At 51.2% G+C, this 25,729-nt stretch carries 33 protein-coding genes, 1 tRNA gene and 1 pseudogene; 17 read left to right on the top strand and 18 right to left on the bottom strand.

The genetic code is table 11. The features are described 5' to 3' along the window. The first annotated feature begins 53 nt into the window (after positions 1-53). Both copC and copD read left to right on the top strand, forming a co-directional pair. The gene (copC, locus tag EQV93_RS08430; RefSeq protein ID WP_146427263.1) at positions 54-428 is read left to right on the top strand and encodes a copper homeostasis periplasmic binding protein CopC; all 375 of its coding nucleotides are present in this window, start codon (positions 54-56) and stop codon (positions 426-428) included. 4 nt (positions 429-432) lie between these two features. After that, positions 433-1,284, top strand: a complete 852-nt coding sequence (gene copD / locus EQV93_RS08425) for a copper homeostasis membrane protein CopD (RefSeq protein WP_240891361.1) — start codon at positions 433-435, stop codon at positions 1,282-1,284. A 43-nt stretch (positions 1,285-1,327) separates the two neighbouring features. Here copD and lpxO read toward each other — a convergent pair whose 3' ends face one another. The 5 genes from lpxO to EQV93_RS08400 all read right to left on the bottom strand — a co-directional run bounded on the left by lpxO (position 1,328) and on the right by EQV93_RS08400 (position 5,602). Then, complete coding sequence (gene lpxO, locus EQV93_RS08420) at positions 1,328-2,227, bottom strand: lipid A hydroxylase LpxO (protein ID WP_122782909.1); 900 nt, start codon at positions 2,225-2,227, stop codon at positions 1,328-1,330. A gap of 266 nt (positions 2,228-2,493) precedes the next feature. Beyond that, a complete protein-coding gene (locus EQV93_RS08415) occupies positions 2,494-3,222 on the bottom strand; it encodes a GntR family transcriptional regulator (protein ID WP_146427257.1) in 729 nt (242 codons plus the stop codon). Between the two features lie 153 nt (positions 3,223-3,375). Further along, positions 3,376-4,065: an endonuclease gene (locus EQV93_RS08410; protein WP_122782907.1), complete on the bottom strand. Its 690-nt coding sequence runs from the start codon at positions 4,063-4,065 to the stop codon at positions 3,376-3,378. Between the two features lie 4 nt (positions 4,066-4,069). Further along, on the bottom strand, positions 4,070-4,321 hold the full coding sequence (locus EQV93_RS08405; RefSeq protein WP_146383643.1) for a DUF1654 domain-containing protein: 252 nt from the start codon (positions 4,319-4,321) through the stop codon (positions 4,070-4,072). 201 nt (positions 4,322-4,522) lie between these two features. Continuing rightward, on the bottom strand, positions 4,523-5,602 hold the full coding sequence (locus EQV93_RS08400) for an asparaginase (protein ID WP_146383642.1): 1,080 nt from the start codon (positions 5,600-5,602) through the stop codon (positions 4,523-4,525). A gap of 418 nt (positions 5,603-6,020) precedes the next feature. On the opposite strand from EQV93_RS08400, the gene EQV93_RS08395 reads away from it, so the two are divergent. Next, positions 6,021-7,064, top strand: a complete 1,044-nt coding sequence (locus EQV93_RS08395; RefSeq protein WP_240891360.1) for a LacI family DNA-binding transcriptional regulator — start codon at positions 6,021-6,023, stop codon at positions 7,062-7,064. A 9-nt stretch (positions 7,065-7,073) separates the two neighbouring features. Here EQV93_RS08395 and EQV93_RS08390 read toward each other — a convergent pair whose 3' ends face one another. Continuing rightward, on the bottom strand, positions 7,074-7,274 hold the full coding sequence (locus EQV93_RS08390) for a hypothetical protein (protein WP_122782903.1): 201 nt from the start codon (positions 7,272-7,274) through the stop codon (positions 7,074-7,076). Positions 7,275-7,429: 155 nt separating this feature from the next. Between EQV93_RS08390 and EQV93_RS08385 the strand changes: the two genes are divergently transcribed. Continuing rightward, positions 7,430-7,735, top strand: a complete 306-nt coding sequence (locus EQV93_RS08385) for a hypothetical protein (RefSeq protein ID WP_122782902.1) — start codon at positions 7,430-7,432, stop codon at positions 7,733-7,735. A 161-nt stretch (positions 7,736-7,896) separates the two neighbouring features. Further along, complete coding sequence (locus EQV93_RS08380; RefSeq protein ID WP_122782901.1) at positions 7,897-8,205, top strand: I78 family peptidase inhibitor; 309 nt, start codon at positions 7,897-7,899, stop codon at positions 8,203-8,205. A gap of 71 nt (positions 8,206-8,276) precedes the next feature. On the opposite strand, the gene EQV93_RS08375 is transcribed toward EQV93_RS08380, so the two are convergent. Both EQV93_RS08375 and EQV93_RS08370 read right to left on the bottom strand, forming a co-directional pair. Further along, a complete protein-coding gene (locus EQV93_RS08375) occupies positions 8,277-8,489 on the bottom strand; it encodes a cold-shock protein (protein ID WP_007905882.1) in 213 nt (70 codons plus the stop codon). 293 nt (positions 8,490-8,782) lie between these two features. Then, positions 8,783-9,094, bottom strand: a complete 312-nt coding sequence (locus tag EQV93_RS08370) for a hypothetical protein (protein ID WP_122782900.1) — start codon at positions 9,092-9,094, stop codon at positions 8,783-8,785. A 364-nt stretch (positions 9,095-9,458) separates the two neighbouring features. Here EQV93_RS08370 and thrS point away from each other — a divergent pair, with 364 nt between their 5' ends. From thrS to EQV93_RS08325, 9 genes are all read left to right on the top strand, one after another. Continuing rightward, positions 9,459-11,381: a threonine--tRNA ligase gene (gene thrS / locus EQV93_RS08365; protein ID WP_122782899.1), complete on the top strand. Its 1,923-nt coding sequence runs from the start codon at positions 9,459-9,461 to the stop codon at positions 11,379-11,381. After that, a complete protein-coding gene (infC, locus tag EQV93_RS08360) occupies positions 11,381-11,932 on the top strand; it encodes a translation initiation factor IF-3 (RefSeq protein ID WP_169835808.1) in 552 nt (183 codons plus the stop codon). The genes thrS and infC overlap by 1 nt, the downstream gene beginning before the upstream one ends. Before the next feature lie 60 nt (positions 11,933-11,992). Continuing rightward, the gene (rpmI, locus tag EQV93_RS08355) at positions 11,993-12,187 is read left to right on the top strand and encodes a 50S ribosomal protein L35 (RefSeq protein WP_002553160.1); all 195 of its coding nucleotides are present in this window, start codon (positions 11,993-11,995) and stop codon (positions 12,185-12,187) included. A gap of 29 nt (positions 12,188-12,216) precedes the next feature. After that, complete coding sequence (gene rplT / locus EQV93_RS08350; RefSeq protein ID WP_003442184.1) at positions 12,217-12,573, top strand: 50S ribosomal protein L20; 357 nt, start codon at positions 12,217-12,219, stop codon at positions 12,571-12,573. Positions 12,574-12,682: 109 nt separating this feature from the next. Next, a complete protein-coding gene (pheS, locus tag EQV93_RS08345) occupies positions 12,683-13,699 on the top strand; it encodes a phenylalanine--tRNA ligase subunit alpha (RefSeq protein WP_048383162.1) in 1,017 nt (338 codons plus the stop codon). Between the two features lie 26 nt (positions 13,700-13,725). Further along, positions 13,726-16,104, top strand: a complete 2,379-nt coding sequence (pheT, locus tag EQV93_RS08340; protein ID WP_240891359.1) for a phenylalanine--tRNA ligase subunit beta — start codon at positions 13,726-13,728, stop codon at positions 16,102-16,104. A 3-nt stretch (positions 16,105-16,107) separates the two neighbouring features. Further along, positions 16,108-16,410 carry an integration host factor subunit alpha gene (gene ihfA, locus EQV93_RS08335; RefSeq protein ID WP_002553164.1) on the top strand — a complete coding sequence of 101 codons (303 nt, stop codon included), beginning with the start codon at positions 16,108-16,110 and terminating at the stop codon, positions 16,408-16,410. Next, entirely contained in the window at positions 16,391-16,747 is a 357-nt protein-coding gene (locus EQV93_RS08330; RefSeq protein ID WP_122782897.1) for a MerR family transcriptional regulator, read from the top strand. The genes ihfA and EQV93_RS08330 overlap by 20 nt, the downstream gene beginning before the upstream one ends. A gap of 88 nt (positions 16,748-16,835) precedes the next feature. Further along, a tRNA-Pro gene (locus EQV93_RS08325) sits at positions 16,836-16,912 on the top strand. 147 nt (positions 16,913-17,059) lie between these two features. On the opposite strand, the pseudogene EQV93_RS08320 reads toward EQV93_RS08325, so the two are convergent. Together EQV93_RS08320 and EQV93_RS08315 are read right to left on the bottom strand one after the other, a co-directional pair. After that, positions 17,060-17,361 (bottom strand): annotated as a pseudogene (locus tag EQV93_RS08320) (integrase); the annotation flags it as partial. Between the two features lie 14 nt (positions 17,362-17,375). Further along, positions 17,376-17,699 (bottom strand): pyocin activator PrtN family protein, encoded by a 324-nt coding sequence (locus tag EQV93_RS08315; protein ID WP_240891358.1) that lies wholly within the window; start codon positions 17,697-17,699, stop codon positions 17,376-17,378. A 640-nt stretch (positions 17,700-18,339) separates the two neighbouring features. Between EQV93_RS08315 and EQV93_RS08310 the strand changes: the two genes are divergently transcribed. Further along, entirely contained in the window at positions 18,340-19,572 is a 1,233-nt protein-coding gene (locus EQV93_RS08310) for a hypothetical protein (protein WP_240891357.1), read from the top strand. 564 nt (positions 19,573-20,136) lie between these two features. Here EQV93_RS08310 and EQV93_RS08305 read toward each other — a convergent pair. The 7 genes from EQV93_RS08305 to EQV93_RS08275 form a co-directional block, all read right to left on the bottom strand. Next, on the bottom strand, positions 20,137-21,249 hold the full coding sequence (locus tag EQV93_RS08305; protein WP_240891356.1) for a tyrosine-type recombinase/integrase: 1,113 nt from the start codon (positions 21,247-21,249) through the stop codon (positions 20,137-20,139). After that, positions 21,249-21,461, bottom strand: coding sequence for a hypothetical protein (locus EQV93_RS08300; protein ID WP_120265971.1), 213 nt, complete (start codon positions 21,459-21,461; stop codon positions 21,249-21,251). The genes EQV93_RS08305 and EQV93_RS08300 overlap by 1 nt, the downstream gene beginning before the upstream one ends. A gap of 262 nt (positions 21,462-21,723) precedes the next feature. Beyond that, on the bottom strand, positions 21,724-21,861 hold the full coding sequence (locus EQV93_RS08295; RefSeq protein WP_158637842.1) for a hypothetical protein: 138 nt from the start codon (positions 21,859-21,861) through the stop codon (positions 21,724-21,726). Between the two features lie 40 nt (positions 21,862-21,901). Continuing rightward, positions 21,902-22,228, bottom strand: a complete 327-nt coding sequence (locus EQV93_RS08290) for a pyocin activator PrtN family protein (RefSeq protein ID WP_120265969.1) — start codon at positions 22,226-22,228, stop codon at positions 21,902-21,904. Between the two features lie 158 nt (positions 22,229-22,386). Continuing rightward, a complete protein-coding gene (locus EQV93_RS08285) occupies positions 22,387-22,671 on the bottom strand; it encodes a phage antirepressor KilAC domain-containing protein (protein WP_240891355.1) in 285 nt (94 codons plus the stop codon). 8 nt (positions 22,672-22,679) lie between these two features. Further along, positions 22,680-23,273, bottom strand: a complete 594-nt coding sequence (locus EQV93_RS08280; RefSeq protein WP_240891354.1) for a hypothetical protein — start codon at positions 23,271-23,273, stop codon at positions 22,680-22,682. Next, positions 23,270-23,449, bottom strand: coding sequence for a hypothetical protein (locus EQV93_RS08275; RefSeq protein ID WP_240891353.1), 180 nt, complete (start codon positions 23,447-23,449; stop codon positions 23,270-23,272). The genes EQV93_RS08280 and EQV93_RS08275 overlap by 4 nt, the downstream gene beginning before the upstream one ends. Before the next feature lie 235 nt (positions 23,450-23,684). Between EQV93_RS08275 and EQV93_RS08270 the strand changes: the two genes are divergently transcribed. After that, the gene (locus EQV93_RS08270; protein WP_240891352.1) at positions 23,685-24,545 is read left to right on the top strand and encodes a hypothetical protein; all 861 of its coding nucleotides are present in this window, start codon (positions 23,685-23,687) and stop codon (positions 24,543-24,545) included. Further along, on the top strand, positions 24,529-24,984 hold the full coding sequence (locus tag EQV93_RS08265; RefSeq protein ID WP_240891351.1) for a hypothetical protein: 456 nt from the start codon (positions 24,529-24,531) through the stop codon (positions 24,982-24,984). Before EQV93_RS08270 ends, EQV93_RS08265 begins: the two co-directional genes overlap by 17 nt. A 2-nt stretch (positions 24,985-24,986) precedes the next feature. On the opposite strand, the gene EQV93_RS08260 is transcribed toward EQV93_RS08265, so the two are convergent. Beyond that, entirely contained in the window at positions 24,987-25,718 is a 732-nt protein-coding gene (locus EQV93_RS08260) for a LexA family protein (RefSeq protein ID WP_240891350.1), read from the bottom strand. Positions 25,719-25,729 lie beyond the last annotated feature (11 nt).

The following is a 25,729-nucleotide window of genomic DNA, read 5'->3' as shown; positions in this document are numbered from 1 at the left end:
GTCAAAATAGGCGAGTATCATCCCTGCACACTTTTACTCAAGGGTTCTGCACCATGTCTGTTGTTTCTTTGAAAGGAGTTTTCAAAACCGCTGCCTTGCTGACCCTAATGGCCGGTGCAGGATCAGCATTCGCTCATGCGCACCTTGAGCACTCGACACCTGCCGCCGATAGCACCGTCACACAAGCAAAAGAACTGCGACTGCAATTCAGTGAGGGTGTTGAGCAAGCGTTCAGCAAAGTTGAACTTATTCACGAAAACACCCCGATAAAGGTGCGTAGTGTTGCAACCGATGTAGACGACAAAAAAGTGCTGGTTGTAACGCCGGCTGCGCCTTTAGAGCCCGGCAGTTATACCGTCAAATGGAACGCGGTCTCCGTCGATACGCACAAAAGCAAAGGCCAATTCACCTTCACGGTGAGCCAGTGAGTTGATGCTCAGCGCAATGGTTGTCTGCCGGTTTGTGCATTTTTGCGCTGTGCTCCTGCTGTTCGGGTTTTGTGTCTTTAAGCCCTTACTGCTTCGCGCCCGGAACGGGGGCGCGTATGACCGTCATAAAGGTTGGATCGAGCGCGGCCTGGCGTGGCTGGCATTGGGCAGCGCTCTGGTCTGGTTACTCTTGGCAACCCACTCCATGGCGGGCAGTTGGCCTGAAGCCCTGAATATAGAGACGCTGTGGTTAGTATTGGGCAGCACTTTTTTTGGGCATGTCTGGGCCGCTCATGTAGTGATTAATGTATTGCTACTCATCGTCCTTCAGGTTCGCTCGTCTTCCAAAGCTGGTTATCTGTTAGGTCTGTTGCTTTTGGCCACACTTGCCCCTGTGGGGCATGGCGCGATGCTGGAAGGTTGGCGCGGACAGTTGCTGATGTTCAATCAGTTTATCCACCTGGTCTGCGTCGGGGCGTGGTTGGGCGGTCTTCTGGGTTTATTGCTGGTGTTGGTGCGTGCCGACAGACAAGACGTGGACCGCGTTTTGCGGCGCTTTAGTAGCGTGGGTTTTGTTCTGGTAGCGGGAATCATACTGACAGGGCTGATCAATACCCGTGTGTTGACCGGCGCAGTCTGGCCCACGCCCTTGTTCGAAGGATTCGCCCTGATCTTGCTGATCAAAGTCTTCGTGGTCGGCGTGATGCTGTTGCTGGCACTGTTTAATCTGGTGATGAGTCGTGCGGGTCGTTTCGCTGTTTTGCGTACCAGTGTGACGCTTGAATGGTCATTGGGGTTGATAGCGGTTGCGGCTGTTTCTTTGCTGGGGACTTTGCCCCCCTTGGTGATCAACTAGCGACTGAGCCACCTCAGTCGCCATGCCGTACCACAGTCTGGGCTTAGATCAGTAAAAACAATCCAAGCAGGCCGCCAAAAATGGCCCATTTTTCCAGGTAGTAGCGCGTGCGATTGCGCTTTTTCAATTCTTTACCGCGCAAGCGGATTTTATACAGTTTGGTAAAGGCGCGGTTCAGGTTGCCGGTTTTATCATTGGCATCATTAGGGGAGCTGGCAGAGGCCATCACCGTGCGGCTAAACCATTGGTTGAAAGCGGCGGCCCAACGATAACGCATAGGTCTTTCCACATCACAGAACAGGATGATGCGGTTTTTATCGGTGGTATTTTCTGCGTAGTGGATAAAGGTTTCATCAAAGATGACCGCTTCGCCGTCACGCCATGAGTAGTTCTGGCCGTCGACATTGATATAGCAGCCCGAATCATTGGGCGTGTCCAGGCCCAGGTGATAGCGCAATGAACCCGCATAGGGATCACGATGGCGTACCAGCTTTGAGCCCGGTGGCAGCTCGGCGAACATGGCCGCTTTGATGGTGCCGATGCTATTGAGCAGTTCGATGGTGCGCGGGCACGTCTCTACCGCCGAAGGGTGATTGTCGCCGTACCACTTGAGGTAGAACCGCTTCCAGCCGCTTTTGAAAAAAGAGTTAAAACCGACATCATTCGGCTGCTCAGAGCGTTTTATTTCACCCGCTTGCATCAAGTTTCGTGCTTCTTCGCGGATTTCTTGCCAGTGATCCTGCAAAAGCTGTAATTGGGCAAAGTCAGCGGGCTTGTAGTAGGGCTGGCTGGGAACCTTGGAAAACAGGTATAGAAAACAGTTGATGGGGGCCAGGAAGGTCGAATGGTCGCTCAACTGGCGTCCCAGTTTGTGGCGGACTTTGCCTCGCAGGTGCACATAGGCAATGGAAAGAACGTAAACAGCAATGATAATGAGTTTCAAAATTAACGTCACAAGTCAGAGAAAATGCTGCCCGGATTCACGCAGTCAACCCGACTTCCTGTCATTGGAGTCGGGCGCGGGTGCTGCTCAGTGGGTAGCTAAAGAGGTAAGGTTAAAACAGCACTTCCGGCATTTTCCAGTTTTTCCTTACAGGTTTGTAGATTTTTTCCTACAGTCTTTGGTCGGGTTGCAGGTTGCAACCGGTGCGGAATCGAAGTGAGAAGGTGATGGCTGTTGTTTTTAAGCTGATGATTTTATTGAAAAAATCAGGGTTTATTAATTTTCTTCCGCGCTCCGAAAGATTGATACATCCGAAAATGCTGGGGGTCTAGCCAGCTCTCAACCTGCTCCATAAATCGGTTCTGACGATCGAAGGTCGTGCGCAACGCCTTTATAAAGACTGTCCCCGGTGTGCGTTCAAGTAACGCAGCATCTTGTTCATTTAGCGGGTGCGCGCCAATCCACTGATCGCCTCGATCAGCAACGAAGCCATAGGCTGCCAGCGTAATAGTCAATGAGTTGTCTATCAGGCCGACTCGAGGGAGTCCCTCCAGGCCTCCGGTGGCGGGTACGAGTGAGCGTTCCAGAGAAATGGCGATGCCATCCTCCTGACGTCGCCGACGTTCCAGGATGACGAAGTGACTTATACCCAACTGCAGCGCCAGTTCGGGGCGTTCTACGGTTTCAAGTCGCAAGACTTCGGTGTAAATCCGTGCACCTGTATCCGCCAGTGCTTGAGACCAGCCATTGCTTTGGTCAAGGCTAAAACCGTCATAGGTGACGATCGCACCACCTTCGGTTTGCATGGCGATGTACTTTCGCCTTTCCAGTTCGGCAAGCGCTTCTCGCAATGTGCCTGTACTGACCTGCAATTCCTGCGACAGCTGCTCTTCGCCGGGCAGCGGGTGGCCGTCTGCTAACAGCCCACTTTTAATGCGGTGGACCAGTTCATTGACTGCGCTTTGTTTTTCGTTGGAGCGGGCGGGTTTTATCATGCTCTGAGTAATAGCTGAGCATTAGTCGTTCGGCAATAAATGAGCGTTGAAACCTTCATTTGCAGGTTGAAAAACGGCCCGGAAGGAGGGGCGTCTTGAGTCTTTGATTACTTGGAGACTCAAGACTGGCGCATAACGATGAATGAAGGTGGGTTAGCTACAGGCTTTCAAGTTGACCGGACCGACGAACTCATTGCCGCGGCCCATGACGCAAGCGACAGTCTGGTTGCGTTGGCGTTCCCAGGCCTGAACCGGGTAAGTCTTGTTCCAGGCTTCGTATAGCTGGCGGTCCTGCTTGGACAAGCGCAAATTATATTGTTTGCTCATGTAAAAGTAGGTGCGCGCAATCATGCCGCGAATGGACGGTCGGGGCATGACCTTTTTGGCTTTGAAGTCGACTTGCGTCAGGCAGGAGCCATATTGACCCGACTGTGCAGGCAGCCAGCCAAAACTGAAATTATTGCGATCACCGTTCACCTCGCCGATGCTGGGCACCAGGTTATGAAGGTCGGCTTCCGCTACTTTGTAGACAGGGTCATTGCGGGTGCAGTTTTTACGACCACCGCTTTGCCAGCATTGGCGTTGATGGCCGATTTGCCAGGCGGGAACGATGTGTTCCCACTCAATGCGCGCTGCCCGGTTGGCATTTTTACGAGGGACATAGCCACAGGCTTTAAGGTCGACCCGGTTGCCTGAGTATTTGCATCCGCAGTAAAACTCGGTGGACTGCGGTGCGTAGAGTTTCCAGGCAGCTTTTTTGGCTTCACTGAATGTTTTGGGTGCCGCTGCCTGGGCACTTAACACGGTAAAGAGGCTGACTATCGCCAGCAAACAAACCCTCATTGATTCAATCTTCCTCTGGTACGGTCCAGAAAACATTGACCCCGCCATCATCGCGATGAGCGATCGTGACGTTATCGTTTTCAGATATTTCCTCTAGCAGGCGTTCCCAAAACTCGGGGTTATCACCCTCTAGCCGTTCGAGCACGGCCATTTTGTCTTTCTGGGCTTTCGGTGAGCTGATGATTTTTTGTATGCGCGATCCGAACATTTCATAGGGGCTTGGGAGGGCTGGCGCTTTCGCCGGTTTTTTAGCCATGATGCGATCCTTGGTTGCTGTATGTGCATACAGTATTTAACTGCGCTTCATTTGGCAACTGTTTGAACCCGTCAAGCTGCGGATGGGACTGCGTTTTTTGGTTTTAGTGCGCAAGTCTTTAGAAACTAATGTGAAAACTGCTCCTTCGGGTGAACGAGCAGTCGAAAAGCCGAGCGCTGGGCAGCGCTCGGCGTGGGTGAATCAATATTCCCAGAATATGCGTTGCAGTTCTTTACTGTCCTGGGTTTGAGTCAGGGCGACCATGGCCAGAATTCGAGCTTTCTGAGGATTAAGGTCATGAGCAACCACCCAGTCATTTTTGTCATCCGGTTGTTCTGCGTTACGCAGTACGAACCCGCCGTTATTTACGTGCGAAGACCGGATGATCTGCACGCCATCTTTACGCAGGGCTTGCAGGGTAGGTACTACGCGCGAAGACACGGAACCATTGCCCGTACCGACGTGGATGATGGCTTTGGCCCCGTCTTTTGCCAGGGCTTTATAAGCGCTGTCATCTACGTTGCCATACGAATAGGCGATACCTACGTTAGGCAGGGTTTTAATGTTTTTGATGTCAAACTCTGAGTTCATGGTGTGACGCTTTGAGGGCAGGCGGAACCAGTAGGACTTGCCTTCAACGACCATGCCCAAAGCCCCCCATGGGCTTTTGAATGCTTCAGTCTTGATGTTCATGGTTTTGCTGACATCGCGGCCGGACTGAATTTCGTCGTTCATGGTGACCAATACGCCTTTACCGCGAGCGTCTTTGCTACCGGCTACAGCGACAGCGTTGTACAGGTTCAACATGCCATCTGCTGACATGGCAGTGCCTGGACGCATGGAGCCAACAACGATGATGGGTTTATCGGTTTTCTCAACCAGGTCCAGGAAGTAAGCCGTTTCTTCCAGGGTGTCGGTACCGTGGGTAATAACAATGCCATCGACATCATTGCTGTCAGCCAGTTCGGCGACACGACGCGCGAGTTGCAGCAGGTTTTCATTGGTAATGCTTTCGGATGCAATTTGCATCACTTGCTCGCCACGGACATTGGCCAGTTGGCTCAACTCGGGCACGCCTGCAATTAGCTGGTCTACACCTACTTTAGCGGCGGTATAGGTTGCGCTGTTGGCAGCGCTCGCACCTGCGCCTGCAATGGTTCCGCCGGTTGCCAGAATAACCACATTGGGTTTGCTGGCGGCTTCTTGAGCGTGGGCGAAGGGCAGTGAAAGGAGAAGAGCTAAAGTGCCTGGAACAATTGTTTTCAAAACTGATGCATTCATTGTTTTTTCTCTTATTGGTGGGCACGTCGATGCAAGGCATCTCATGCGACGCGTTGCATTGTTCGGCAACACGATATGTATAAGAGAGCACTAAATGTGCCAATACGCGCCGTACTTATTTATTTCATAACCTGTTGATTTGTAATAAAAAAATTCAATACTCGAATTAGATAGCAGAATCGAAGACGGATTCCCGAACATACGCCGTGCTCTCTGTTCGGAGAGTCGACCGTTCGTCTGCTGTGCCGGTTATGGCTGTCGCAGCCAAGCGTATAGCTTCACCGCAGATGCGCGCCGCCAGCAGTACACGATGCGTTGAGCGCGGGAGTTCTTCCCGTGTAGTCGGGGTACTGTCATATTCACGAGCGTCATAGTGGACATTAACCCCGGTAAACGGGTAGAGCGATGGAATTGAGCGATGGCTACCATTAAAGATGTAGCGGCAATGGCAGGTGTTTCCTACACAACGGTTTCTCATGTCCTGAACAAGACACGCCCTGTCAGTGAGCCGGTTCGTTTAAAAGTGGAGGAGGCCATTGCACATCTTGATTATGTGCCCAGCGCAGTGGCGCGTTCACTGAAAGCAAATACTACGGCCACGATTGGGCTGTTGGTGGCCAATAGCCTCAATCCTTATTTCGCCGAGCTGGCGCGGGGCATTGAGGATTACTGCGAACGTAATAATTATTGCGTCATTTTGTGCAACTGCGACGATGATCCGGATAAACAACGCAACTATCTGCGAGTGCTGTTGGAGAAACGCGTGGACGGGTTGGTTGTCGCCTCGGCCGGTGGGGACGTGGGGTTGGCGAGTGGGCTGTTGGGTGTGCGTACCCCTATGGTGATAGTTGACCGCAATCTGGAAGGCATTCACGCAGACCTCGTGCGTATCGATCATGAGCTGGGCGCTTATCTGGCCACACGTCATTTGCTTGATCTTGGGCACCGTGCCATTGCCTGTATTACAGGCCCTGCAATCACCCGCGTGGCCCAGTTACGTATGGCTGGGTACCAGCGGGCATTGACTGAAGCAGGGATTGAAGTGCCCGAGCACTGGATGCTTGAGAGTGATTTCAGCTGTATGGGCGGTTATCAGGCGGCTGTCAGGGTGTTCGAAGGTAATCGACCTACTGCTATTTTCGCGTGCAACGACTTGATGGGAATTGGTGTCTTGCGTGCGGCGGCAGAATGCAAGATTCGAGTGCCGGATCATCTTTCAGTCATCGGATTTGATGATGTGCAGATGAGCCGCTATGTGTATCCGGCCTTAACCACAGTCGGGCAATCGATTCTGCAATTGGGCGAGATGGCTGCGCAGTTATTGCTGCGACGTATTTCTGCACCTGAGCGCGAGGTGGAGCAGCACATCGTAACGCCGAGTATTGTGCTGCGAGAATCGACGGCTGCCTATCCAGGTTCAGTGGTTTGCCAACAAGGCGAAGGTGGTCAAGTTGGTCGCTAAGGATCAAGTTCAGGTGGGAGTCGACAAGCCCGTATCTTTGTATTTTTCAAATAGTTGGTCGGTAAAGGCCCGGGCCGCGTCTGTGCCAAGCTCTTTGACTAACAGGTCAATCCCGATGATAGCCAGTTCTTCAGGGCTGCCAGGGCTGTAAGAGCACTGCCCTTGGAGCCATTTGGCTTTTATGTTTGCATCGATGGTGACTGTAGTCATGAGTATCTCAAGAGGGCGTTCAGGCGAGGATTTTAGCAAAGTCCTGGCAAGACGCTATCACGAGGCAAAACTTAATCACATGTCGTTCTTTGGCGTTTGCGCTTCCGTACCCGGCTGGAGTGCATCACACTTGAATTTTTTGAGGGAGGGCGGCCATGCAGATTGATTTAAACAACCCCGAGGCACTTACAGAGGCGGCCGTGCGTGATTTGTTGGCTTCGGCCAGTGACGATGTGCATACACAATTACGCGTCACAAAAAACGGTGTGGCCTATATCTCGGCAGGCGTAGTAGGAGGCGTGGACATCGACGGGCTGCTGTTCAGGCTGGAAACCTGGGCTGCCGGGTCAGGCTATGTAGGCAAGGTTGCGGCGAGTGATGGTGTCTGGGTCATGCAGATTTACAATGCGTTGAATGATAATTGGCCAAATCCCGCGTTTGATTACATCGATATTTACTGAGGTTGAATACACATTTGGTCATGAACTGGTGTGTGCATGCTTTTGCAGCTAAAGCAAACTCTAGCCTTCGCGTGTAATCACTTCTTTGCGAGCGGCCCTGTGCAACCTATTGGCTCATCAGCTGTCGCAAAGGTTCAGAACATTTATTTTAAGGAGGCTTCATGTCTTGGAAGCTAGTGTCATTGGGATCGTTGGTGGCGGTTTTGGCCTTGTCCGGGTGCGGTACGACTCAGTCTGTTAAAGAGCCAGTAGTTGAGGCGGGGCATACTCGCTGCGATGCCAAGGCGGCAGATTTTGTTATCGGTCAAAAGGCATCGTCCCAGCTTTTAGAGCAGGCCCGTATAAAGGCGGGCGCGCAAGAGGCCCGTATTTTGTTGCCCTCAGACATCATGACCCTCGAGTATCGATCGGATCGACTGAATCTCAACGCGGACAATAATGCAATCATCACACGTGTGAACTGCGGTTAACCGGGATGTAGCATTGTGTCAGGCACAAAAAACCCCGTCACATGGACGGGGTTTTTTTGTTCGAAGGAGATTTACTCCGCGCGAACCTGTGCAGCTTGCATACCCTTTTGGCCTTTCTCAGCCACGAAGGAAACGGTTTGGCCTTCTTTCAGGCTTTTGAAACCGTCGCTTTCGATAGCTTTGAAGTGTACGAACAGGTCGTCACCGCCACCTTGAGGAGTGATGAAGCCGAAGCCTTTTTCATCGTTGAACCATTTTACGGTGCCGGTTTGGCGATTAGACATGGTGTATCTCCAAGAAACTTATATTTTCAGTAGTACTGTGCTGCTCAGGCCAACTGGGCACACTCAGCTATCATAGTCGAAATGTGCGGTTTGGAACCCCCCCTGAGCACTAGTTTGCTGCAATGTTAGCTGTTGTCTTACGTCGAATGCGGCCAAAACCCCCGTTTTATGGGGGGTTTAAGGCGTTTGATCAGGAAAAAAAAAGAGCTGAAAGATGTACGGTTTTCACTAAAAAGACGCTTTTAAGGCTGTTTTGCTCTGGTCGGAGTCCTAAAGCGCTCCTTTTTTACGACCTATTTGGCCGCTTTTACCTTGCACGGCTCAATTGCAGTCAGCGCTTTGTTGACCAGATTCTGGTCAGGCTGTTTTTCCTTGTTCATCAACTGCTGTATTTCTGTTGTAGAGAGTTTTGCAGAGAGTTTGTCTGCTCCGCAGGCACAATGTTGCTCAGCCAGTTTTGTATTTTTGAGGGTTTTGTTCGCGGCAGGCACACATTCTTTCATGTAGTCAGCTTTCTGCCCGGCTGGCCAATTGTCGGCTTGGGCCGTCAGCGGTAGCAGAAAGGCCAGTGGGGCTGCAAAGGCGAGGAAACGAATCATGCGCATGTGAATCTTCCTTTAAGTCGTTGAGGCAGAGAGTGGTTCACGCAATATCTGAGGGAATAATGAAGCTCAAGTTCACAATTTTGCAAAGGCGACTTAATTGCTCTGGGTATGTTTGAGCGAGAAGGGCGGCGTGAATTCATCTGTGCTAGCATGCCGCCCTTGGCCATTAATGTGATTACATGCGCACGCCGCATCAAAGCAGAGCCATAAACCTTTTTGATTTGAATTCCAGTCACTCTGGTTCGGTTTTCGGTTTGCCGTAAGGCTCCTGCCACTGTGAGGCAGGCATACCTCCGAATCGCGTACTGGCTCATCCCAACCCACGTGACCTTTGGTAGGGGTCACCACTAGGAGAGGAGGCGCCATGCCAACTATTACTCTTCCCGACGGTAGTCAACGTTCATTCGATCATCCGGTATCTGTTGCGGAGGTCGCCGCTTCAATCGGTGCCGGTCTGGCCAAGGCCACCGTGGCCGGCAAGGTCAACGGCAAGCTGGTTGATGCTTGCGACTTGATCGAGCACGACGCTACCTTGCAGATCATCACGCCTAAGGATGAAGAGGGGCTGGAGATCATTCGTCACTCTTGCGCCCACTTGGTCGGTCATGCAGTCAAACAGTTGTACCCGACGGCCAAAATGGTAATCGGTCCTGTCATTGACGAAGGCTTTTACTACGATATCGCCTATGAGCGTCCGTTCACTCCGGATGACATGGCGGCTATCGAACAGCGCATGCAGCAGTTGATCGAGAAAGACTACGACGTCATCAAGAAAGTGACTCCGCGTGCTGAAGTCATCGAGCTTTTTTCTCAGCGTGGTGAAGATTACAAGCTGCGTCTGATTGAAGACATGCCAGATGAACAGGCCATGGGCTTGTACTTCCATGAAGAATACGTCGACATGTGTCGCGGCCCTCACGTGCCGAATACGCGCTTTCTGAAGTCGTTCAAACTGACCAAATTGTCAGGCGCTTACTGGCGCGGTGATGCCAAGAACGAGCAGTTGCAGCGTATCTATGGCACGGCTTGGGCAGACAAAAAGCAACTCGCTGCCTACATCATGCGTATTGAAGAAGCCGAGAAACGCGATCACCGTAAAATCGGTAAGCGCCTGGGCCTGTTCCATACTCAGGAAGAAGCGCCGGGTATGGTGTTCTGGCACCCGAATGGCTGGACGCTTTACCAAGTGCTTGAGCAATACATGCGTAAAATTCAGCGCGAAAATGGCTACCTGGAGATCAAGACTCCTCAGGTTGTCGACCGCAGCTTGTGGGAAAAGTCCGGTCATTGGGCTAACTACGCTGAAAACATGTTCACGACTGAGTCTGAAAGCCGTGATTACGCGATCAAGCCCATGAACTGCCCTTGCCACGTGCAAGTCTTCAATCAGGGTTTGAAAAGCTACCGCGAATTGCCAATGCGTCTGGCCGAATTTGGTGCGTGTCACCGAAACGAGCCATCCGGTGCGCTGCACGGCATCATGCGCGTACGTGCATTCACTCAAGACGATGCGCACATCTTCTGTACAGAAGAGCAGATGCAGGCCGAATCCGCTGCTTTCATCAAGCTGACACTGGATGTTTATTCAGATTTCGGCTTCAAGGATATAGAGCTCAAGCTGTCCACTCGTCCTGAAAAGCGTGTGGGATCTGATGAATTGTGGGATCGTGCCGAAAGCGCATTGGCTTCAGCCCTCGACAGTGCGGGCTTGAAATACGACCTGCAGCCAGGTGAAGGTGCCTTTTACGGGCCTAAAATTGAATTCTCCCTGAAAGATTGTCTGGGTCGTGTCTGGCAGTGTGGTACCTTACAGCTCGATTTCAACCTGCCGATCCGTCTGGGCGCCGAATACGTGTCCGAAGACAATAGTCGCAAACACCCCGTTATGCTGCACCGCGCGATCCTCGGGTCGTTTGAACGTTTTGTCGGTATTTTGATCGAGCATTACGAGGGTGCATTCCCTGCGTGGCTGGCGCCGACTCAGGCAGTGATCATGAATATCACTGATAAACAGGCAGATTTTGCCGCTGAAGTTGAAAAAACTCTCAATCAGAGCGGATTTCGTGCCAAGTCTGACTTGAGAAATGAAAAGATCGGCTTTAAAATCCGCGAGCATACTTTGCTCAAGGTTCCTTATCTCTTGGTTATCGGAGATCGGGAAGTCGAGATGCAGACTGTCGCTGTGCGTACACGTGAAGGTGCTGACCTGGGCTCAATGCCCGTCGCGCAATTCGCTGAATTTCTCGCACAAGCGGTTTCCCGGCGTGGTCGCCATGATTCGGAGTAATTATTATTAAGCGTGAAATGAGACAAGATAAACGAGCTGCACCGAAAGCCCCGATCAACGAGAATATCTCGGCACGCGAGGTTCGGTTAATCGGAGCTGAGGGCGAGCAACTTGGCATTGTCCCGATTGAAGAAGCGCTTCTTAAGGCTGAAGAGGCCAAACTGGATTTGGTGGAAATTTCCGCTGATGCAGTACCCCCTGTTTGCAAGCTGATGGATTACGGCAAGTCGATCTTCGAAAAGAAGAAGCAGATTGCCGCAGCGAAGAAAAACCAGAAACAAATCCAGGTTAAAGAAATCAAGTTTCGTCCAGGGACGGAGGAAGGGGATTACCAGGTAAAACTGCGCAACCTGGTACGTTTCCTGAGTGATGGGGACAGGGCCAAGGTATCGTTACGATTCCGCGGTCGTGAGATGGCCCACCAGGAGCTGGGTATGGAACTGTTGAAGCGGGTTGAAGCTGACCTTGTGGAATACGGGACTGTAGAACAGCATCCTAAGATGGAAGGACGCCAGCTGATTATGGTCATCGCCCCGAAAAAGAAGAAGTAATCAATTGGGCACGGCAGGCCTTCTGATTATGTTTATCAACTGAATGCGGAGTATCCGAACATGCCAAAGATGAAGACTAAAAGTGGTGCTGCTAAGCGGTTTCTGAAAACTGCTAACGGTATCAAGCACAAGCACGCTTTCAAGAGCCACATCCTGACCAAAATGTCGACCAAGCGTAAGCGTCAATTGCGCGGTAGCAGCTTGCTGCATCCGTCTGACGTGGCAAAAGTCGAGCGCATGCTGCGCCTTCGTTAATTTTTGGTTAAGACTAGAGGAAGTAACTCATGGCTCGTGTAAAGCGTGGCGTTGTCGCCCGTAAACGTCACAAAAAAATTCTGAAACTGGCTAAAGGCTACTACGGCGCACGCTCACGCGTATTCCGTGTTGCCAAGCAAGCGGTAATCAAGGCAGGCCAATACGCCTACCGTGACCGTCGTCAGAAAAAACGTCAGTTCCGCGCTCTGTGGATCGCTCGTATCAACGCTGGTGCACGTATCAACGGTCTGTCTTACAGCCGTTTCATCGCCGGCCTGAAAAAAGCTTCCATCGAGATCGACCGTAAGGTTCTGTCTGATCTGGCAGTGAACGAAAAAGCGGCGTTTGCTGCAATTGTCGAGAAAGCTAAAGCCACCTTGGCTTAAGTACCCCCGACAGTTACTCGAACTCACCTGTGTGGGTTCGAGTGCTAAACGTCTTAAATAGGGGAAGAGCCTTCAAGCTCTTCCCCTATTTTGTATCTGGAGTCTGTACATGGAAAACCTGGATGCGCTGGTCTCTCAAGCACTAGAGGCTGTGCAAAGCGCTGAAGATATCAATGCCCTGGAGCAAATCCGGGTTCAATACCTTGGCAAAAAGGGTGAATTGACTCAGGTGATGAAGACCCTGGGGAATTTGCCTGCAGAAGAGCGTCCGCAAGTCGGCGCCCTTATTAACGTTGCCAAGGAGCGTGTTACAGAGGTTCTCAATGCCCGCAAGGCACTGTTTGAAGAGGCTGATCTGGCCGCCAAACTGTCTGCCGAGTCCATTGATGTGACCCTGCCAGGCCGTGGTCAGACCTCGGGTGGTCTGCATCCGGTCACTCGCACTCTGGAGCGTATTGAGCAGTTCTTCACTCATATTGGCTACGGCATTGCCGAAGGCCCGGAAGTTGAAGACGATTATCACAACTTTGAGGCGCTCAACATCCCAGGCCACCACCCTGCCCGGTCGATGCATGACACCTTCTATTTCAATGCAAACATGCTGCTGCGCACCCATACCTCCCCGGTACAGGTCCGCACCATGGAATCGAAACAACCGCCTATCCGCATCGTATGCCCGGGTCGTGTCTATCGTAGCGACTCTGATATCACTCACTCCCCTATGTTCCATCAAGTCGAAGGCTTGTTGGTCGACCGTGATATCAACTTTGCTGATTTGAAAGGCACCATCGAAGAATTTTTGCGAGTTTTCTTCGAAAAAGAGCTGGCCGTTCGTTTCCGCCCATCGTACTTCCCGTTCACCGAGCCTTCCGCTGAGGTCGATATGGAATGCGTGATGTGCAGCGGTAAAGGCTGTCGCGTGTGCAAGCAGACCGGCTGGCTAGAAGTCATGGGTTGCGGCATGGTTCACCCGAACGTGCTGCGCATGTCTGGTATCGACCCGGAAGAGTTTTCTGGCTTTGCCTTCGGCATGGGCGTGGAGCGTCTGGCCATGCTGCGTTACGGCGTGAACGACTTGCGTCTGTTCTTCGACAACGACTTGCGGTTTCTCGCGCAATTTCGCTAGTCGTAACGAATTTTTAGGAGAGCAGGATGAAATTCAGTGAACAATGGCTGCGTGGTTGGGTTAACCCGCAGGTAGATCGTGACGAGCTGGTTGCTCGTCTGTCGATGGCCGGCCTTGAGGTCGACAGCGTAACGCCGGCCGCCGGTGACTTCAGTGGCGTGGTAGTGGGTGAAGTCTTGAGCACCGAGCAACATCCGGATGCCGATAAGCTTCGCGTTTGCCAGGTCAGCAACGGCGCAGAGACGTTTCAAGTTGTGTGTGGTGCACCCAACGTGCGACCAGGCTTGAAAATCCCGTTTGCGATGATCGGCGCGCAACTGCCGGGCGACTTCAAAATTAAAAAAGCCAAGCTTCGAGGTGTCGAATCTAACGGCATGCTGTGCTCGCAAGCTGAGCTGCAAGTGGGCGAAGGCAATGACGGCCTGATGGAGTTGCCGTCTGACGCTCCGGTTGGCGAAGATATCCGCGTCTACCTCGCTCTTGAAGATGCCAGCATCGAGGTTGATTTAACCCCTAACCGTGGCGACTGCCTTTCTCTGGCCGGTTTGGCTCGTGAAGTGGGTGCGCTGTACGCTGCTGAGGTTACTCGCCCTGTAGTGGCCCCAGTTACTGTGATGCACGACGAAGTGCGTCCTGTTGAAGTACTGGCGCCTGCTGCGTGTCCGCGTTATTTGGGGCGTGTCATTCGCAATGTTGACCTGTCCCGACCAACTCCGTTGTGGATGGTCGAGCGCTTGCGTCGTGCCGACGTGCGGAGTATTGATGCTGCCGTCGACATTACCAACTATGTCATGCTTGAGTTGGGGCAGCCGCTGCATGCTTTTGATCTCGCCGAGATCAATGGTGGTATTCGTGTGCGTATGGCCGAGGAAGGCGAGAAGCTCGTTCTGCTCGACGGTCAGGAAGTGACACTGCGCAGTGATACGCTGGTGATTGCCGACCACACCCGAGCGCTGGCAATTGCAGGTGTTATGGGGGGGGAGCACAGCGGTGTTTCTATCAAAACCCGCGATATATTCCTCGAAAGTGCGTTCTTTGATCAGATCGCTGTAGCGGGTAAAGCCCGATCCTATGGTCTGCATACTGACGCCTCGCACCGTTACGAGCGTGGGGTGGACTGGAAGCTGGCCCGTGAAGCGATGGAGCGTGCCACAGGTCTGCTGCTTGACATTACAGGCGGTGAAGCCGGTCCAATCGTCGAAATTGTCAACGAACAATTTCTGCCTTCTATTGCTCCCATTACATTGCGTGCAGCCCGTATCAGTCAGATGCTCGGCATGGAAATGGACGATAGCGAAATTGAGCGTCTGCTCAGTGCGCTGGGCCTGACCATTACCGCTGAGGGAGCAGGACAGTGGCGTGTTGAAGTGCCAAGCCATCGCTTTGATATCAGTCTTGAAGTAGACCTGATCGAAGAGCTGGCGCGTCTTTACGGCTATAACCGCTTGCCGGTTCGTTACCCACAAGCCCGTCTGGCACCACAAGCAAAAGCAGAAGCGCGCAGCGATTTGCCAGAGCTGCGTCGCCTATTGGTTGCGCGTGGTTATCAGGAAGCTATTACTTACAGTTTCATCGACCCTAAACAGTTCGAACTTTTCAGCCCGGGAGTAGAGCCGCTATTGCTGGCTAATCCTATCTCCAACGATATGGCTGCAATGCGTGCGACCTTGTGGCCTGGTTTAGTCAAAGCGCTTCAGCATAACCTGAACCGTCAGCAGGACCGTGTTCGTCTCTTTGAGAGCGGGTTGCGTTTTGTCGGTCAGTTAGAAGGCTTGAAACAAGAGCCAATGCTCGCAGGTGTTGTCTGCGGTACTCGGTTGCCTGAGGGTTGGGCGCAAGGCCGTGAGGTTGTAGACTTTTTTGATGTTAAAGCTGACGTCGAATCGGTCTTGGGTTTTGCTGGCGCGCTGGATGCATTTACCTTTGTGCCTGGCAAACACCCCGCACTGCATCCTGGCCAGACTGCACGCATCGAGCGTGATGGCCGCGAAGTAGGTTTTGTGGGTGCCATCCATCCAGAGCTTTCGAAAACGTTGGGCTTGGACCGGCCAGTGTTTGTATTCGAGCTGGTTTTGGCTGAAGTGGCTTTGGGCAAAATGCCTAAATTCCAAGAGCTATCGCGTTTCCCTGAGGTTCGTCGTGATCTGGCGCTGCTGGTGGATCGCGAGGTAGCAGCCAGCTCCGTACTGGATGTAATACGTGAGAATGCAGGGGAGTGGCTCACGGACCTAAGGTTATTTGACGTATACCAGGGTAAAGGTATTGATCCGCTTAGAAAAAGCCTTGCAGTTGGCTTGACCTGGCAGCATCCATCGCGCACTCTTAATGACGATGAGGTGAACACCACGACACAAAACATCCTCACCTCGCTCGAAAAAAGGTTGAACGCCACGCTAAGGAAGTGACGTATGGGGGCTCTGACGAAAGCTGAAATGGCAGAACGTCTTTATGAGGAGCTGGGTCTGAATAAACGCGAAGCCAAAGAGTTGGTGGAGTTGTTTTTCGAAGAAATCAGACACGCTCTTGAAGACAATGAACAGGTCAAACTGTCAGGTTTTGGCAATTTTGATTTGCGTGACAAGCGACAGCGGCCTGGCCGCAATCCGAAAACGGGAGAGGAAATCCCGATCACGGCTCGCCGTGTGGTCACCTTTCGTCCAGGGCAGAAGTTGAAGGCCCGAGTAGAGGCATATGCTGGAACCAAGTCATAACGACGAGCTCCCGCCAATTCCAGGCAAACGCTACTTCGCCATTGGCGAAGTTAGCGAGTTGTGTGGGGTCAAGCCGCATGTACTGCGCTACTGGGAGCAAGAGTTTCCACAACTCAACCCCGTCAAGCGTCGCGGAAACCGCCGGTATTATCAACGACAGGACGTGTTGATAATCCGGCAAATCCGCGCATTGCTCTACGACCAAGGCTTCACTATTGGAGGCGCGCGTTTGCGGCTTTCTGGTGATGAGGCCAAAGACGATACTACTCAATACAAGCAATTGATCCGTCAAACGATCTCTGAGCTCGAAGATGTTTTGCAGGTGCTTCGTAAATAATCTTGGTTTTAAATACTTCCGTATTTCAAAAGCTTAAGGTATATTCCTCGACGTTCAAGCAAGTTGTAAGACAGATGTAACGCCTAGTCGGGGCGTAGCGCAGTCCGGTAGCGCACTAGCATGGGGTGCTAGGGGTCGAGTGTTCGAATCACTCCGTCCCGACCATATTCTGTAAGGGAATCAAGGGTTTACGCTCTTGGTTCCCTTTCTCGTTTCTGCCTTGCGCAAAACTGGCGCAAAATGCGCGCAAAACTATCCGGTGATCTCGCTGATATTCAGGTCTGGAATCGCATCCGACCAGATCACATTGGCCTAGTCTTTCTGGTAGTTTTTGGTCATGGTCTCGCTGGCATGGCCCGCAATGGCCTGACCATCTTTACCGGCCCTTTTGTACAGGTGCAGCGACAATGCACGCACTTCGTGAAAGCCCGGCATCTCCTCTTCTTTCCAGTCCGCGTAACAGCCGGCCAGTTCGCGCGCCTCTTTAAAAGAGCGTGTTAAAAACCGATTCTCACCTTTATGCGGTGCTCGTAAGTCTGCGCCTGATTTTTTAGCAATCGTTCTTGCATGCGATGAATCAAGACCAGGGAGGCTACGTTGTCTCTGCATCGGGTAGCAGCGGAGTTAGTCATCTTTGCTCTGGGGGCTTCCCGTGCGGCCGCGCAAGCTCTTTGTCGGCCTTGTACGTACGAATCTCTATCAGTGCAACGACATGGTGGATATACACGAACTTGGTGCTCTTGCGGCTGCTGCCGAGCCTGGTTATAGGCGCTTGAATGCGGACGCTGATAATTTTTGCAATGAATGACTGTTCGTGAGGTAGAGAAAGTACTGAGCGCGCAGCTTCTCGAGGGGGGGGCGGTACGTTCCCGAGGTTGCGATACAGCAACTCAACGGTGGCCGCGTCCGGTGCAGGCATTAGCCCGAGCGGTTTTTGGTTGGCATTACTCATGGGTGGGCCTGCTCGTTCTGGTGGGTGGCGGGCTGGGTGAGTTCAGTTCTTAAATAAAAATGGTCTGAATTACAGAGGTAGAGGGTTATATGGGTTGAAGGGTTATTCGCAGGATATTGATAGAGTTCGGTCAGTCCAGGTCAAAGGGCTTAGCCTGAGATTGCAGGGCTGGGGGTAGTTGTGCATCACGGCATTTAAGGTGTAACTGTCGACCCTCTTCTTGTCGGTGTAATGAAAATATCGGGTGACTTTGGGTCGAATCCTATGCTGTTTGATGGTTTTAGGCTATCGGGTAGCTTTTTTTGGATCTTGCGTCGCCGGCGCCGCCAATGTCTGTAGTTGTTATATACGCAACATTTAAACACTTGGTCTAGTTGTGTGCGGCACGGTCCTTTGTCCCTTGGCGAGCGCTCGTGTGGCTTTGATCGCCGATATTGCGACCTTATTTGAGGCGGATATAATAATTGCCGGTGCAGCATTCTGGGGCGGTATCCCACGTTAACATGCAAGGATTCAAAGCAGTGGCTTGCACCTTCATAAAGCTTGTTGAGCAAATATATTATTGTATGTGACACATTGGCCACTATGTGTCAGAATCGCCAGCAAAGTTAGCTGGCGATCATGGATAATTGGTGTGGTTATGGGAAGTTTCAAAGCTGTGAATTCAACTTCTATAAAGGAGATGGGTGTTAACAGTTACAAGGATGGTGGTTTTCTTTTTTTTGTGTCTGCCTTTATTGCTCTTTTTATGCCGTCTTCAATTGGCGGTGTTATAATTCCGGGGCTGTCAATAGTTGCGGTTATTGCTGCAAGTGTTTTCTTGTTGTTTAACCTATATCGATCTCCTTTAAATATTCACAACTTTACACTGTGTGCCGTTTTTTTTGTTTTGCTTTTGCTGTTTACTATGCTTTCAAGAAAAGGAGAGTTTACGCCGGGGGCGATTTTTCCGTATCTTGGGATGTGGGTAGTATTAATTACGTGTCCACCAAATTATGTTAGCTCCATTTCTAGAAATGTATTTCATATAATGGCTTGTGTTTTAGTTGTTTTTGGCTTTGGTGTCGTATTTGGTAACGAAGCTATAAGGGAATTAATTTTCGATTTTTATCAGGCTTATAACGATGATCTTCACTATTTCATGGTGCAGGTCGGTGGCAAACCTGTAGGTACATTTGCAACTCACTCTCTTTCCGCATTTATGTATTGTCTGTTTGCAGTTGTTTATTTTAGGCTTTACTTATATAACAGAGGTTTGAAATCTCTACTGTTTTTGATGATGTGTCTATCATTCTTTTTTATGATTGTTTCCCTTAAGTCATTTTCAGCTATCGCGCTATCGGTGATACTGGTTGGTCTGTACTTGTATCACCTATTGGCTAGTTTTAAAGTGGTAAAGCTATTCTTGATTGTCTTAATAGCTCTGGCTGTATTGACGTTTGTCGATGCAACATTTTTTTATGAGTCTGTTGATGCCATCTTGTCCAGTAATGGTAATGGCATAAAAGGTAGAATGGTATCAGGCAATAGGCTGGAGGGTACGTATAAATATATTTTAGAAAATCCGTTTCTTCCTCTAGGTCTTACATCTTTACCGGATGTTATGTTTGGTGATAATTTTATAGCTGACTACGTTATTAGAGTGGGTGTATTTGGGTATCTGATTGTTTTGATGGCAGCTTATTTGTACTTTAGGAAATCATTTAGTAGTCGTATTGTGGTTTTATTTTGCATGGGGTTTGTTTTGCTGGGTGATCTTGGGTATCCGCTGCTAACAAACTATAGATCAGTATTCCTTATTCCTGTTTTCGTTGCTATGTGGAGATGCCCGGTGAGGGGATTCGGCACCCCAAATCAAATATCTACCCGTTGATCTTGGTTTCGAACTGGTTGCGCTGCGGTCATGCCGTAGCGCAGTAACACGAAGTCTTGATTGCTTGAATTCAGCGAGGTTTCAAGACGTGAGTCTGCTTTCGTAAGTCCACCGCTTCCGCGCTGAGCTGTTTTAGGGATACTGTGAACTATACGTTCTTGGCTTGGTTTTAATCAATTTTTGGCTGATGCATAGTGCATCCTCCCGTGCTTTTCGTCGCTGGAGGAACAGTTCCTAGATCTCGGATTCGTTAAGTTAATGCGGGTCGGTATAATAGCTTTTGAAAAGAAAACAGCAGGGCATGGCAGAACTGAAGTCGCTGAGGGAGTTTTGCAGAGAATTGTGAAACTTGACTACGCACTGTGGGCATCGTTTGCAGCAGGTGCCCTCATAAATGTTTTATCTGTAAGGATTTCGACAGTCTTAGCACGCTTGGGATGTTAGGGGTCGAGTGTTCGAATCACTCCGTCCCGACCATATTCTGTAAGGGAATCAAGGGTTTACGCTCTTGGTTCCCTTTCTCGTTTCTGCCTTGCGCAAAACTGGCGCAAAATGCGCGCAAAACTATCCGGTGATTTCGCTGATATTCAGGTCTGGAATCGCATCCGACCAGATCACATCGGCGTGGTCTTTCTGGTAGTTTTTGGTCATGGTCTCGCTGGCATGACCCGCAATGGCCTGACCATCTTTACCGGCTCTTTTGTACAGGTGCAGCGATAATGCGCGCACTTCGTGAAAGCCCGGCATCTCTTCTTCTTTCCAGTCCGCGTAACAGCCAGCCAGTTCGCGCGCCTCTTTAAAAGAGCGCGTTAAAAACCGATCCTCAACTTTGGTCCAGTGCTCTTTAGTCTGCGCCTGCTTTTGTAGCAGTCGTTGTGGCTTGCGATGAATCAAGAACGGGGAGGCTACGTTGTCTCTGCATCGTGTAATAACGGTTTGTAACTCCTCAGTCACCTTGAAACGAATCCACGCTGTATCGCTGGCCTTGGCAGTTTTCTTTTGCACCAGGTACAAATAGCCATCCCGCACGCCATCAAATCGCATGTCCAGAATATCTGAACGGCGTTGAGCGGTGATCAGTGCCAAGTCGATGGCGTTGCGTAACCAGGGTGGGGACACTTCCCTGATCGCCTTAAGGCCTTCCACGGTGTGGCGTTTGCGTTGCTTCTTCTCGATACGGTTGATGGTGCTCGATGCCGGGTTGTCCGGGCACAAACCCTTCGACGCGGCATGATTGAAAATGTCCACCAATAGGGCGCGACTTTGATTGGCGCTACGAGGTGTCAGGGTGTCGAGCAGCTCTGCAACCATGCGTATGGTTATTTGATCGACAGCCTTACCCTCGAAGTGTCTTCGGAATCGTCTGAAGTGAACGGCGTACAGCCCCAGTGTCCCCTTGGCCAGCTCGCGGGGAGGAAGAATTTCGGCTTCGTACTTGTCCAGAAAACCAGCAAATGAACCTGACGTGTTGCCCATCACAGCGCCGACGAGATCAGCGCCGCGCATGAATTCCAGATTGAGCTGTTTAGCGGCGTCGATTGCCCGGATTCGGTCGGTGCCAAACTGAAACCACTTACCGTCGGTGGGCCGACGGTAGCGGTAGGTCGAGCGCCGCGCATCAAAGTACAGGTTCTGCGGCAGGTGCTTGTTCGCACCAGTGCGCGGCCTAGGGGACATCAGGCTACTCCTTTCAATACCATTGCGACCAAGTCGTTACCATCCGACTTGCTCAGCGCATTCCAGTCAACGTACCAAAGCGAGCCAATCTGCTCTCCCGGCAATTTGCCGTTGCGGATGTAGTTACGAATAGCCTGGGAGCACAACGGCGTTCCGTTCTCACCCCAGCGGCGGCGCTGGTATTCGCTGATTTTGATGAGTTCTTTACGCATGATTAGCGTCCTTTCCAAGCGTTATTAAGGCTCTTATACCCCACCACAAGCTGCGCGGGCGGGCGATTCTGAGCGTTTAGCGTTGCATCAACATGGGCTGCCTCGCGCAGCTTTACGTGGGGTATAAGCACCCCCGCAGTGGCACGAATAGCGTTAGTAATGCCTGCTGCTTCGCAGCAGAGACTGTTTTTTACAGGCGCGGTGATCCCTCGGACGTTGCAGAGCAAAGCGGGCTGGGCTGGGTGGTGTATCAGTTGGTGGGTCATGCCGCTTTTCTCCGGGTGCGGGCATCCGGTTGATGCTTCTGACCATCGGCCAAGCCGCAACGGTAGCCAATTAAATAGAGCAGGCCCGCGCTGAATATGAGAACAATCAACGCGCAGATCTGAGTTGTGGTCATGTGGTGTGCTCCTGGTGTATCGCTGGTGGTGGCAGCGGGGTTAGTCGTCTTTGTTCTGGGTATCGCCTTGCGGCCTCGTAAGCTCTTCATCAGCCTTGTATGCACGGATATCGATCAGTGCGGCAACGTGGCGGATATGAGCGAACTTGGTGGCCTTGCGGCTGCTATCGAGCGTGGTAATGGGCAGTTGAATACGGCCGCTGATGATTTCCGCGATGAATGACTGTTCGTTGAGGTAGCGAAAATACTGCGCGCGCAGCTTGTCGAGGGGGATCAGCACGTCGCCGAAGTTGCGGTACAGCAGCTCAACGGTGGCCGCGTCCGGTGCTGGCATGAGCCGCAGCGGATTTTGGTTGGCATTACTCATGGGCGGACCTGTTCGTTTTAGGTAGGTGGCGGGCTGGGTGTGTCCAGGCATTCAGGCAGTGGCGCTTGGTCAGTTCGCGCAAATGCTCCGGCACTTCAAGGAGCGCAGCGTTGCGCTCCTCGCGTGTCGGCATGGCCACGATCTGCCGCGCATACTCCCTAGGCCACGTCACGGTGGTCAGCCGGGATAGGTGGAAGGGCCAGCCCCAACTGCTCGGCCAGCCAAGCCATGCCGGGCTGACGCACCCGGGTTGATTGGCTGTACTGCATGCCGAGTTCAGCGTGGAACCAGTTGCTGTCCTTTACCCGCAGATACTCACGATCCCGAACCGGGAAGGCTGGCAGGTTGCGGTCGTTGAGCAGGCCTTTTTCGCGCATCAGCTTGATCAGTTTTGGCCGAGTAGTGCCCAGGCACGCGGCGGCTTTTGCGAGAGTGCGATCCATATCACCTCCTAAGCTGCGAGCGCGGTAGAAGCTACCGACGCAGCCAAGTGGTTGAGCGATTGCAGCAGCCGGTCGACGCTGTGCTGCTCGTCGCCATACACCGTAAAGCACTGGGTGCGCGGGCATGTGTTGCCGGCGACGATAATGGCCGTGATGCCTGTGCGGCTCTGCGTGCGATGCACCGCTATTCTGACGTCCTCATCGAAGCCGACATCGAGCAACAATGAGCCTCCATTGCGCACCAACTGATGCAGTTGCTCTTGCTGATGAGTATCCAGTAGCTGGCCGCGGTCGACAGATTCGGCAGTCATGCGTGGTGTTGCTGGCTCGGCAGTGTCCAACCGGCCATTGGCGATGGACTCAATAAAGTCAGCGAGCACCAGGTGCGTGTCTCTGCTTGGGGTGTGTACCGTCAGGCTGTGTTTCTCGACGCCGGTGATGATCGTAAAGTGAGTGCTGGAGGGGCCGCGCTCGACTTGAAGATCAAAGGTCAACGGCTGGTTGGTATTTTGAAGCGGGCAAACGTGCTTAAACGTGCCGTTCAAATTGACCTGTGCAGCCAGCAGGCGAAGGGTTTTATCAGCCAAAGAAAACCGGTTCATGCTGCATGCCCTCCATTGTTCGGATCGAACGGGGTAGGGCGGTTGCAGTGCGGAATCAGCCGGGGTTTGTGGTTGTGGAGGATGACCAAGCAGCCGGTGGTGGCTTGCAGCTGCTCGATCAGTCGACGGTTACTGGCGCACGTTGGGTGGACGTGCAGGGTTGCTGTGGTGTGCATGGTAGTGCATCCCTCTGTGGTGAAGAGAAATGCTAATATCAACCGATGATTGATATATGTCAACAACCTGCTGTTGATATTTCAACGTCTGGGCTTGGCTGCAGCGAATTTATGGTGGCGAAATGGTGTCTCAGCAAGGTAGAGTTGAGCTTATGGAAAAATAAAGACGTAGCGGTAGAAGATACTGATTTAGATCATTATCGCTATTAAAAATAAGTATGTTGAGTATGTTGAATTGGATTCAGAACTTTTAGTAAGGGTTGACTATAATGTTGGCCGCAAAGATCCAGCGCAAATTTTTGAAGCTATGGCTCTTTATATAAATGCGCAGCGAGATTTTTGCCAGCTGCTGGCTAACTCTCTTGATTTGGATACTGAATTTGAGTTTAAACTGAATGCAGTGAAGGAAGGGTCGATTGTTACAAAGCTCGATTCTTTGTGTAAAGCTATAGATGGTTACATGCAAAATGCCTTTTATAATTCTGGAAAGGGTCTGTATGAAAGTCTAGTTGATGTCGATGTGACAGAAACCGAGGAGCAGGTCGATCAAATTGCCAGCACCCTTGAAGATAAATTGGCAGCAATGGTTCCTGATACTCTTGTGCATCCAGATATTGATCGGCAGGGGCTTGCATTTGTTTTGAAAAAAATGTCCGACGCTAATAAGAAAATGCAGTCCGGAGAAACTGTTTCGATATCTGCTGGTGAGACTGATGGGTACATGGCACTCAACACAGATTGGAATTTTGTTGGTGATCCAAGAAAAATGTTTTCAGGTACCACAGAATTTTTCGATGGAAAAGATAAACTTTTCGCGACAGTTCAGGTCAATGAAGGGAACTCAGTATGGACTTTTAGGAGTCCTGCTACCCAAAGACGGTTTCCGGCTAGAATACTTGATAAAGATTGGTTGGGACGCTACCAGGGCGGTTTGATAAAGGCTATAGGCCCTCTCGATATGATCGAAGCAGATTTATCATATTCGATATATACTCCACCTGATGGAAAAGGGAAAATTGAAATAAGGAATGCAAAAATTAAAAACATCCTGAATATACATAGGAATGGTGATTATCAGCATGCTTTCAGTATCTGATGAGCGTGAGCGTCGTGAGCGTAAAGCAGTCTTTGCTGATCTAAAAGCTGAATATTTGTATGTGCTTATACCATTCGTACTTTTGATCGGTATAAAGCTTTATACGTCTTGTTGGAAGGAGGCCTTGAAACAGATTTTTCTCTCTGCAGATTGGTCCTTGATTTCATGCGTTGTATTCGGGCAAGTGACATTCAAGATGTCAAAAGCAGTAGCTGCTACGAAACATAAAACTAACGACCAAATCTATGGTTTTTATACGGCTAAAAGGTTTTTCTGGGTTGTTGTGGCTGCTGCTTTCTATTTTGGCATGGTAGCGAAACCCACATTAGGTCTTGGTGTCAGCCAGATCTTTCTATTTGTGCTTGCTACATATTTTCATTTTTCTGATGGGTATGCAGTGTATATGTTGCAAAAAGCCTCTCAAAAAAAATCGCATTGAATTTACTCTGGCACAAACGATCCAACCACCTTCCCACAAATATGTGTCTCTTCCGTAATATCAATGATTGGATATTGCGGATTGATAGGGCGCAGATAAACCCGTCCGGCATCCGAATCCAACACCTTGAAGGTCACTTCATTGGTGCGTGGCACTCGTGCGACCACTCGATCACCAGTGTTAGCCTGGATTTCAGGATCAACAAAGATGATGCAGCCCGTTGGATAGCTCCTACCCGGCCCTGGATTCGTCATCGAATCCCCCAGAACCTTCAGTGCATAACCGCTTGAGCTAATAGGCACAGGGCAAGAAACCCAATCATCTGTATCGTATGGCTCAAAATTACAGATAGATTCGCACCAAGCTCCGGCCTGCACCCACGAAATGAGTGGGACTTTACCGAACCGCTGCATGATGCCGCTGACATTACTGTCCTCGCCAACTTGCAGTTGATGTCCAATCCCATCAGCTGTCTGTTCTTTTGGCAAAACCCCGTATTCAAGCCACTCACGGCGCACTTTCAGCCAGTCGCATAGGGCAACCATACTGTCAGCCTCTGCCATTGCCTCGCCATTCAGCCATTTGCTTATGGCTTGGGTGGTTTTGTGGACTCCCACGCTTTTCAAGCGTTTGTGAATGTCCACTCCGCGCCCACGGCTGCGTATGCCGGCGTCGTCGAGTGCTTCGTGTAGGCGAGAGCTGAACTCTGCGCGTAATTCGTCTTTATCAACCATAGGTTGAGACT

It is taken from the genome of Pseudomonas sp. TMW22091 (genome assembly GCF_022496705.1).
Classification (GTDB): Bacteria; Pseudomonadota; Gammaproteobacteria; order Pseudomonadales; family Pseudomonadaceae; genus Aquipseudomonas; species Aquipseudomonas saxonica.
This window is presented reverse-complemented; position numbering and strand designations above follow the sequence as displayed.

Coding starts and splice junctions, on each gene's coding strand:
- ihfA (WP_002553164.1), top strand. CDS start 16,108: ATGGGGGCTCTGACGAAAGCTGAAATGGCAGAACGTCTTTATGAGGAG.
- EQV93_RS08310 (WP_240891357.1), top strand. CDS start 18,340: ATGGGAAGTTTCAAAGCTGTGAATTCAACTTCTATAAAGGAGATGGGT.
- thrS (WP_122782899.1), top strand. CDS start 9,459: ATGCCAACTATTACTCTTCCCGACGGTAGTCAACGTTCATTCGATCAT.
- EQV93_RS08370 (WP_122782900.1), bottom strand. CDS start 9,094: ATGCGCATGATTCGTTTCCTCGCCTTTGCAGCCCCACTGGCCTTTCTG.
- EQV93_RS08280 (WP_240891354.1), bottom strand. CDS start 23,273: ATGAACCGGTTTTCTTTGGCTGATAAAACCCTTCGCCTGCTGGCTGCA.
- EQV93_RS08295 (WP_158637842.1), bottom strand. CDS start 21,861: ATGACCACAACTCAGATCTGCGCGTTGATTGTTCTCATATTCAGCGCG.
- EQV93_RS08300 (WP_120265971.1), bottom strand. CDS start 21,461: ATGCGTAAAGAACTCATCAAAATCAGCGAATACCAGCGCCGCCGCTGG.
- EQV93_RS08405 (WP_146383643.1), bottom strand. CDS start 4,321: ATGGCTAAAAAACCGGCGAAAGCGCCAGCCCTCCCAAGCCCCTATGAA.
- EQV93_RS08415 (WP_146427257.1), bottom strand. CDS start 3,222: ATGATAAAACCCGCCCGCTCCAACGAAAAACAAAGCGCAGTCAATGAA.
- EQV93_RS08285 (WP_240891355.1), bottom strand. CDS start 22,671: ATGGATCGCACTCTCGCAAAAGCCGCCGCGTGCCTGGGCACTACTCGG.
- pheT (WP_240891359.1), top strand. CDS start 13,726: ATGAAATTCAGTGAACAATGGCTGCGTGGTTGGGTTAACCCGCAGGTA.
- pheS (WP_048383162.1), top strand. CDS start 12,683: ATGGAAAACCTGGATGCGCTGGTCTCTCAAGCACTAGAGGCTGTGCAA.
- EQV93_RS08275 (WP_240891353.1), bottom strand. CDS start 23,449: ATGCACACCACAGCAACCCTGCACGTCCACCCAACGTGCGCCAGTAAC.
- EQV93_RS08410 (WP_122782907.1), bottom strand. CDS start 4,065: ATGAGGGTTTGTTTGCTGGCGATAGTCAGCCTCTTTACCGTGTTAAGT.
- EQV93_RS08390 (WP_122782903.1), bottom strand. CDS start 7,274: ATGACTACAGTCACCATCGATGCAAACATAAAAGCCAAATGGCTCCAA.
- EQV93_RS08385 (WP_122782902.1), top strand. CDS start 7,430: ATGCAGATTGATTTAAACAACCCCGAGGCACTTACAGAGGCGGCCGTG.
- EQV93_RS08400 (WP_146383642.1), bottom strand. CDS start 5,602: ATGAATGCATCAGTTTTGAAAACAATTGTTCCAGGCACTTTAGCTCTT.
- EQV93_RS08380 (WP_122782901.1), top strand. CDS start 7,897: ATGTCTTGGAAGCTAGTGTCATTGGGATCGTTGGTGGCGGTTTTGGCC.
- EQV93_RS08330 (WP_122782897.1), top strand. CDS start 16,391: ATGCTGGAACCAAGTCATAACGACGAGCTCCCGCCAATTCCAGGCAAA.
- EQV93_RS08290 (WP_120265969.1), bottom strand. CDS start 22,228: ATGAGTAATGCCAACCAAAATCCGCTGCGGCTCATGCCAGCACCGGAC.
- rplT (WP_003442184.1), top strand. CDS start 12,217: ATGGCTCGTGTAAAGCGTGGCGTTGTCGCCCGTAAACGTCACAAAAAA.
- copC (WP_146427263.1), top strand. CDS start 54: ATGTCTGTTGTTTCTTTGAAAGGAGTTTTCAAAACCGCTGCCTTGCTG.
- EQV93_RS08260 (WP_240891350.1), bottom strand. CDS start 25,718: ATGGTTGATAAAGACGAATTACGCGCAGAGTTCAGCTCTCGCCTACAC.
- EQV93_RS08315 (WP_240891358.1), bottom strand. CDS start 17,699: ATGAGTAATGCCAACCAAAAACCGCTCGGGCTAATGCCTGCACCGGAC.
- rpmI (WP_002553160.1), top strand. CDS start 11,993: ATGCCAAAGATGAAGACTAAAAGTGGTGCTGCTAAGCGGTTTCTGAAA.
- EQV93_RS08395 (WP_240891360.1), top strand. CDS start 6,021: ATGGCTACCATTAAAGATGTAGCGGCAATGGCAGGTGTTTCCTACACA.
- EQV93_RS08265 (WP_240891351.1), top strand. CDS start 24,529: ATGCTTTCAGTATCTGATGAGCGTGAGCGTCGTGAGCGTAAAGCAGTC.
- copD (WP_240891361.1), top strand. CDS start 433: ATGCTCAGCGCAATGGTTGTCTGCCGGTTTGTGCATTTTTGCGCTGTG.
- EQV93_RS08305 (WP_240891356.1), bottom strand. CDS start 21,249: ATGTCCCCTAGGCCGCGCACTGGTGCGAACAAGCACCTGCCGCAGAAC.
- EQV93_RS08375 (WP_007905882.1), bottom strand. CDS start 8,489: ATGTCTAATCGCCAAACCGGCACCGTAAAATGGTTCAACGATGAAAAA.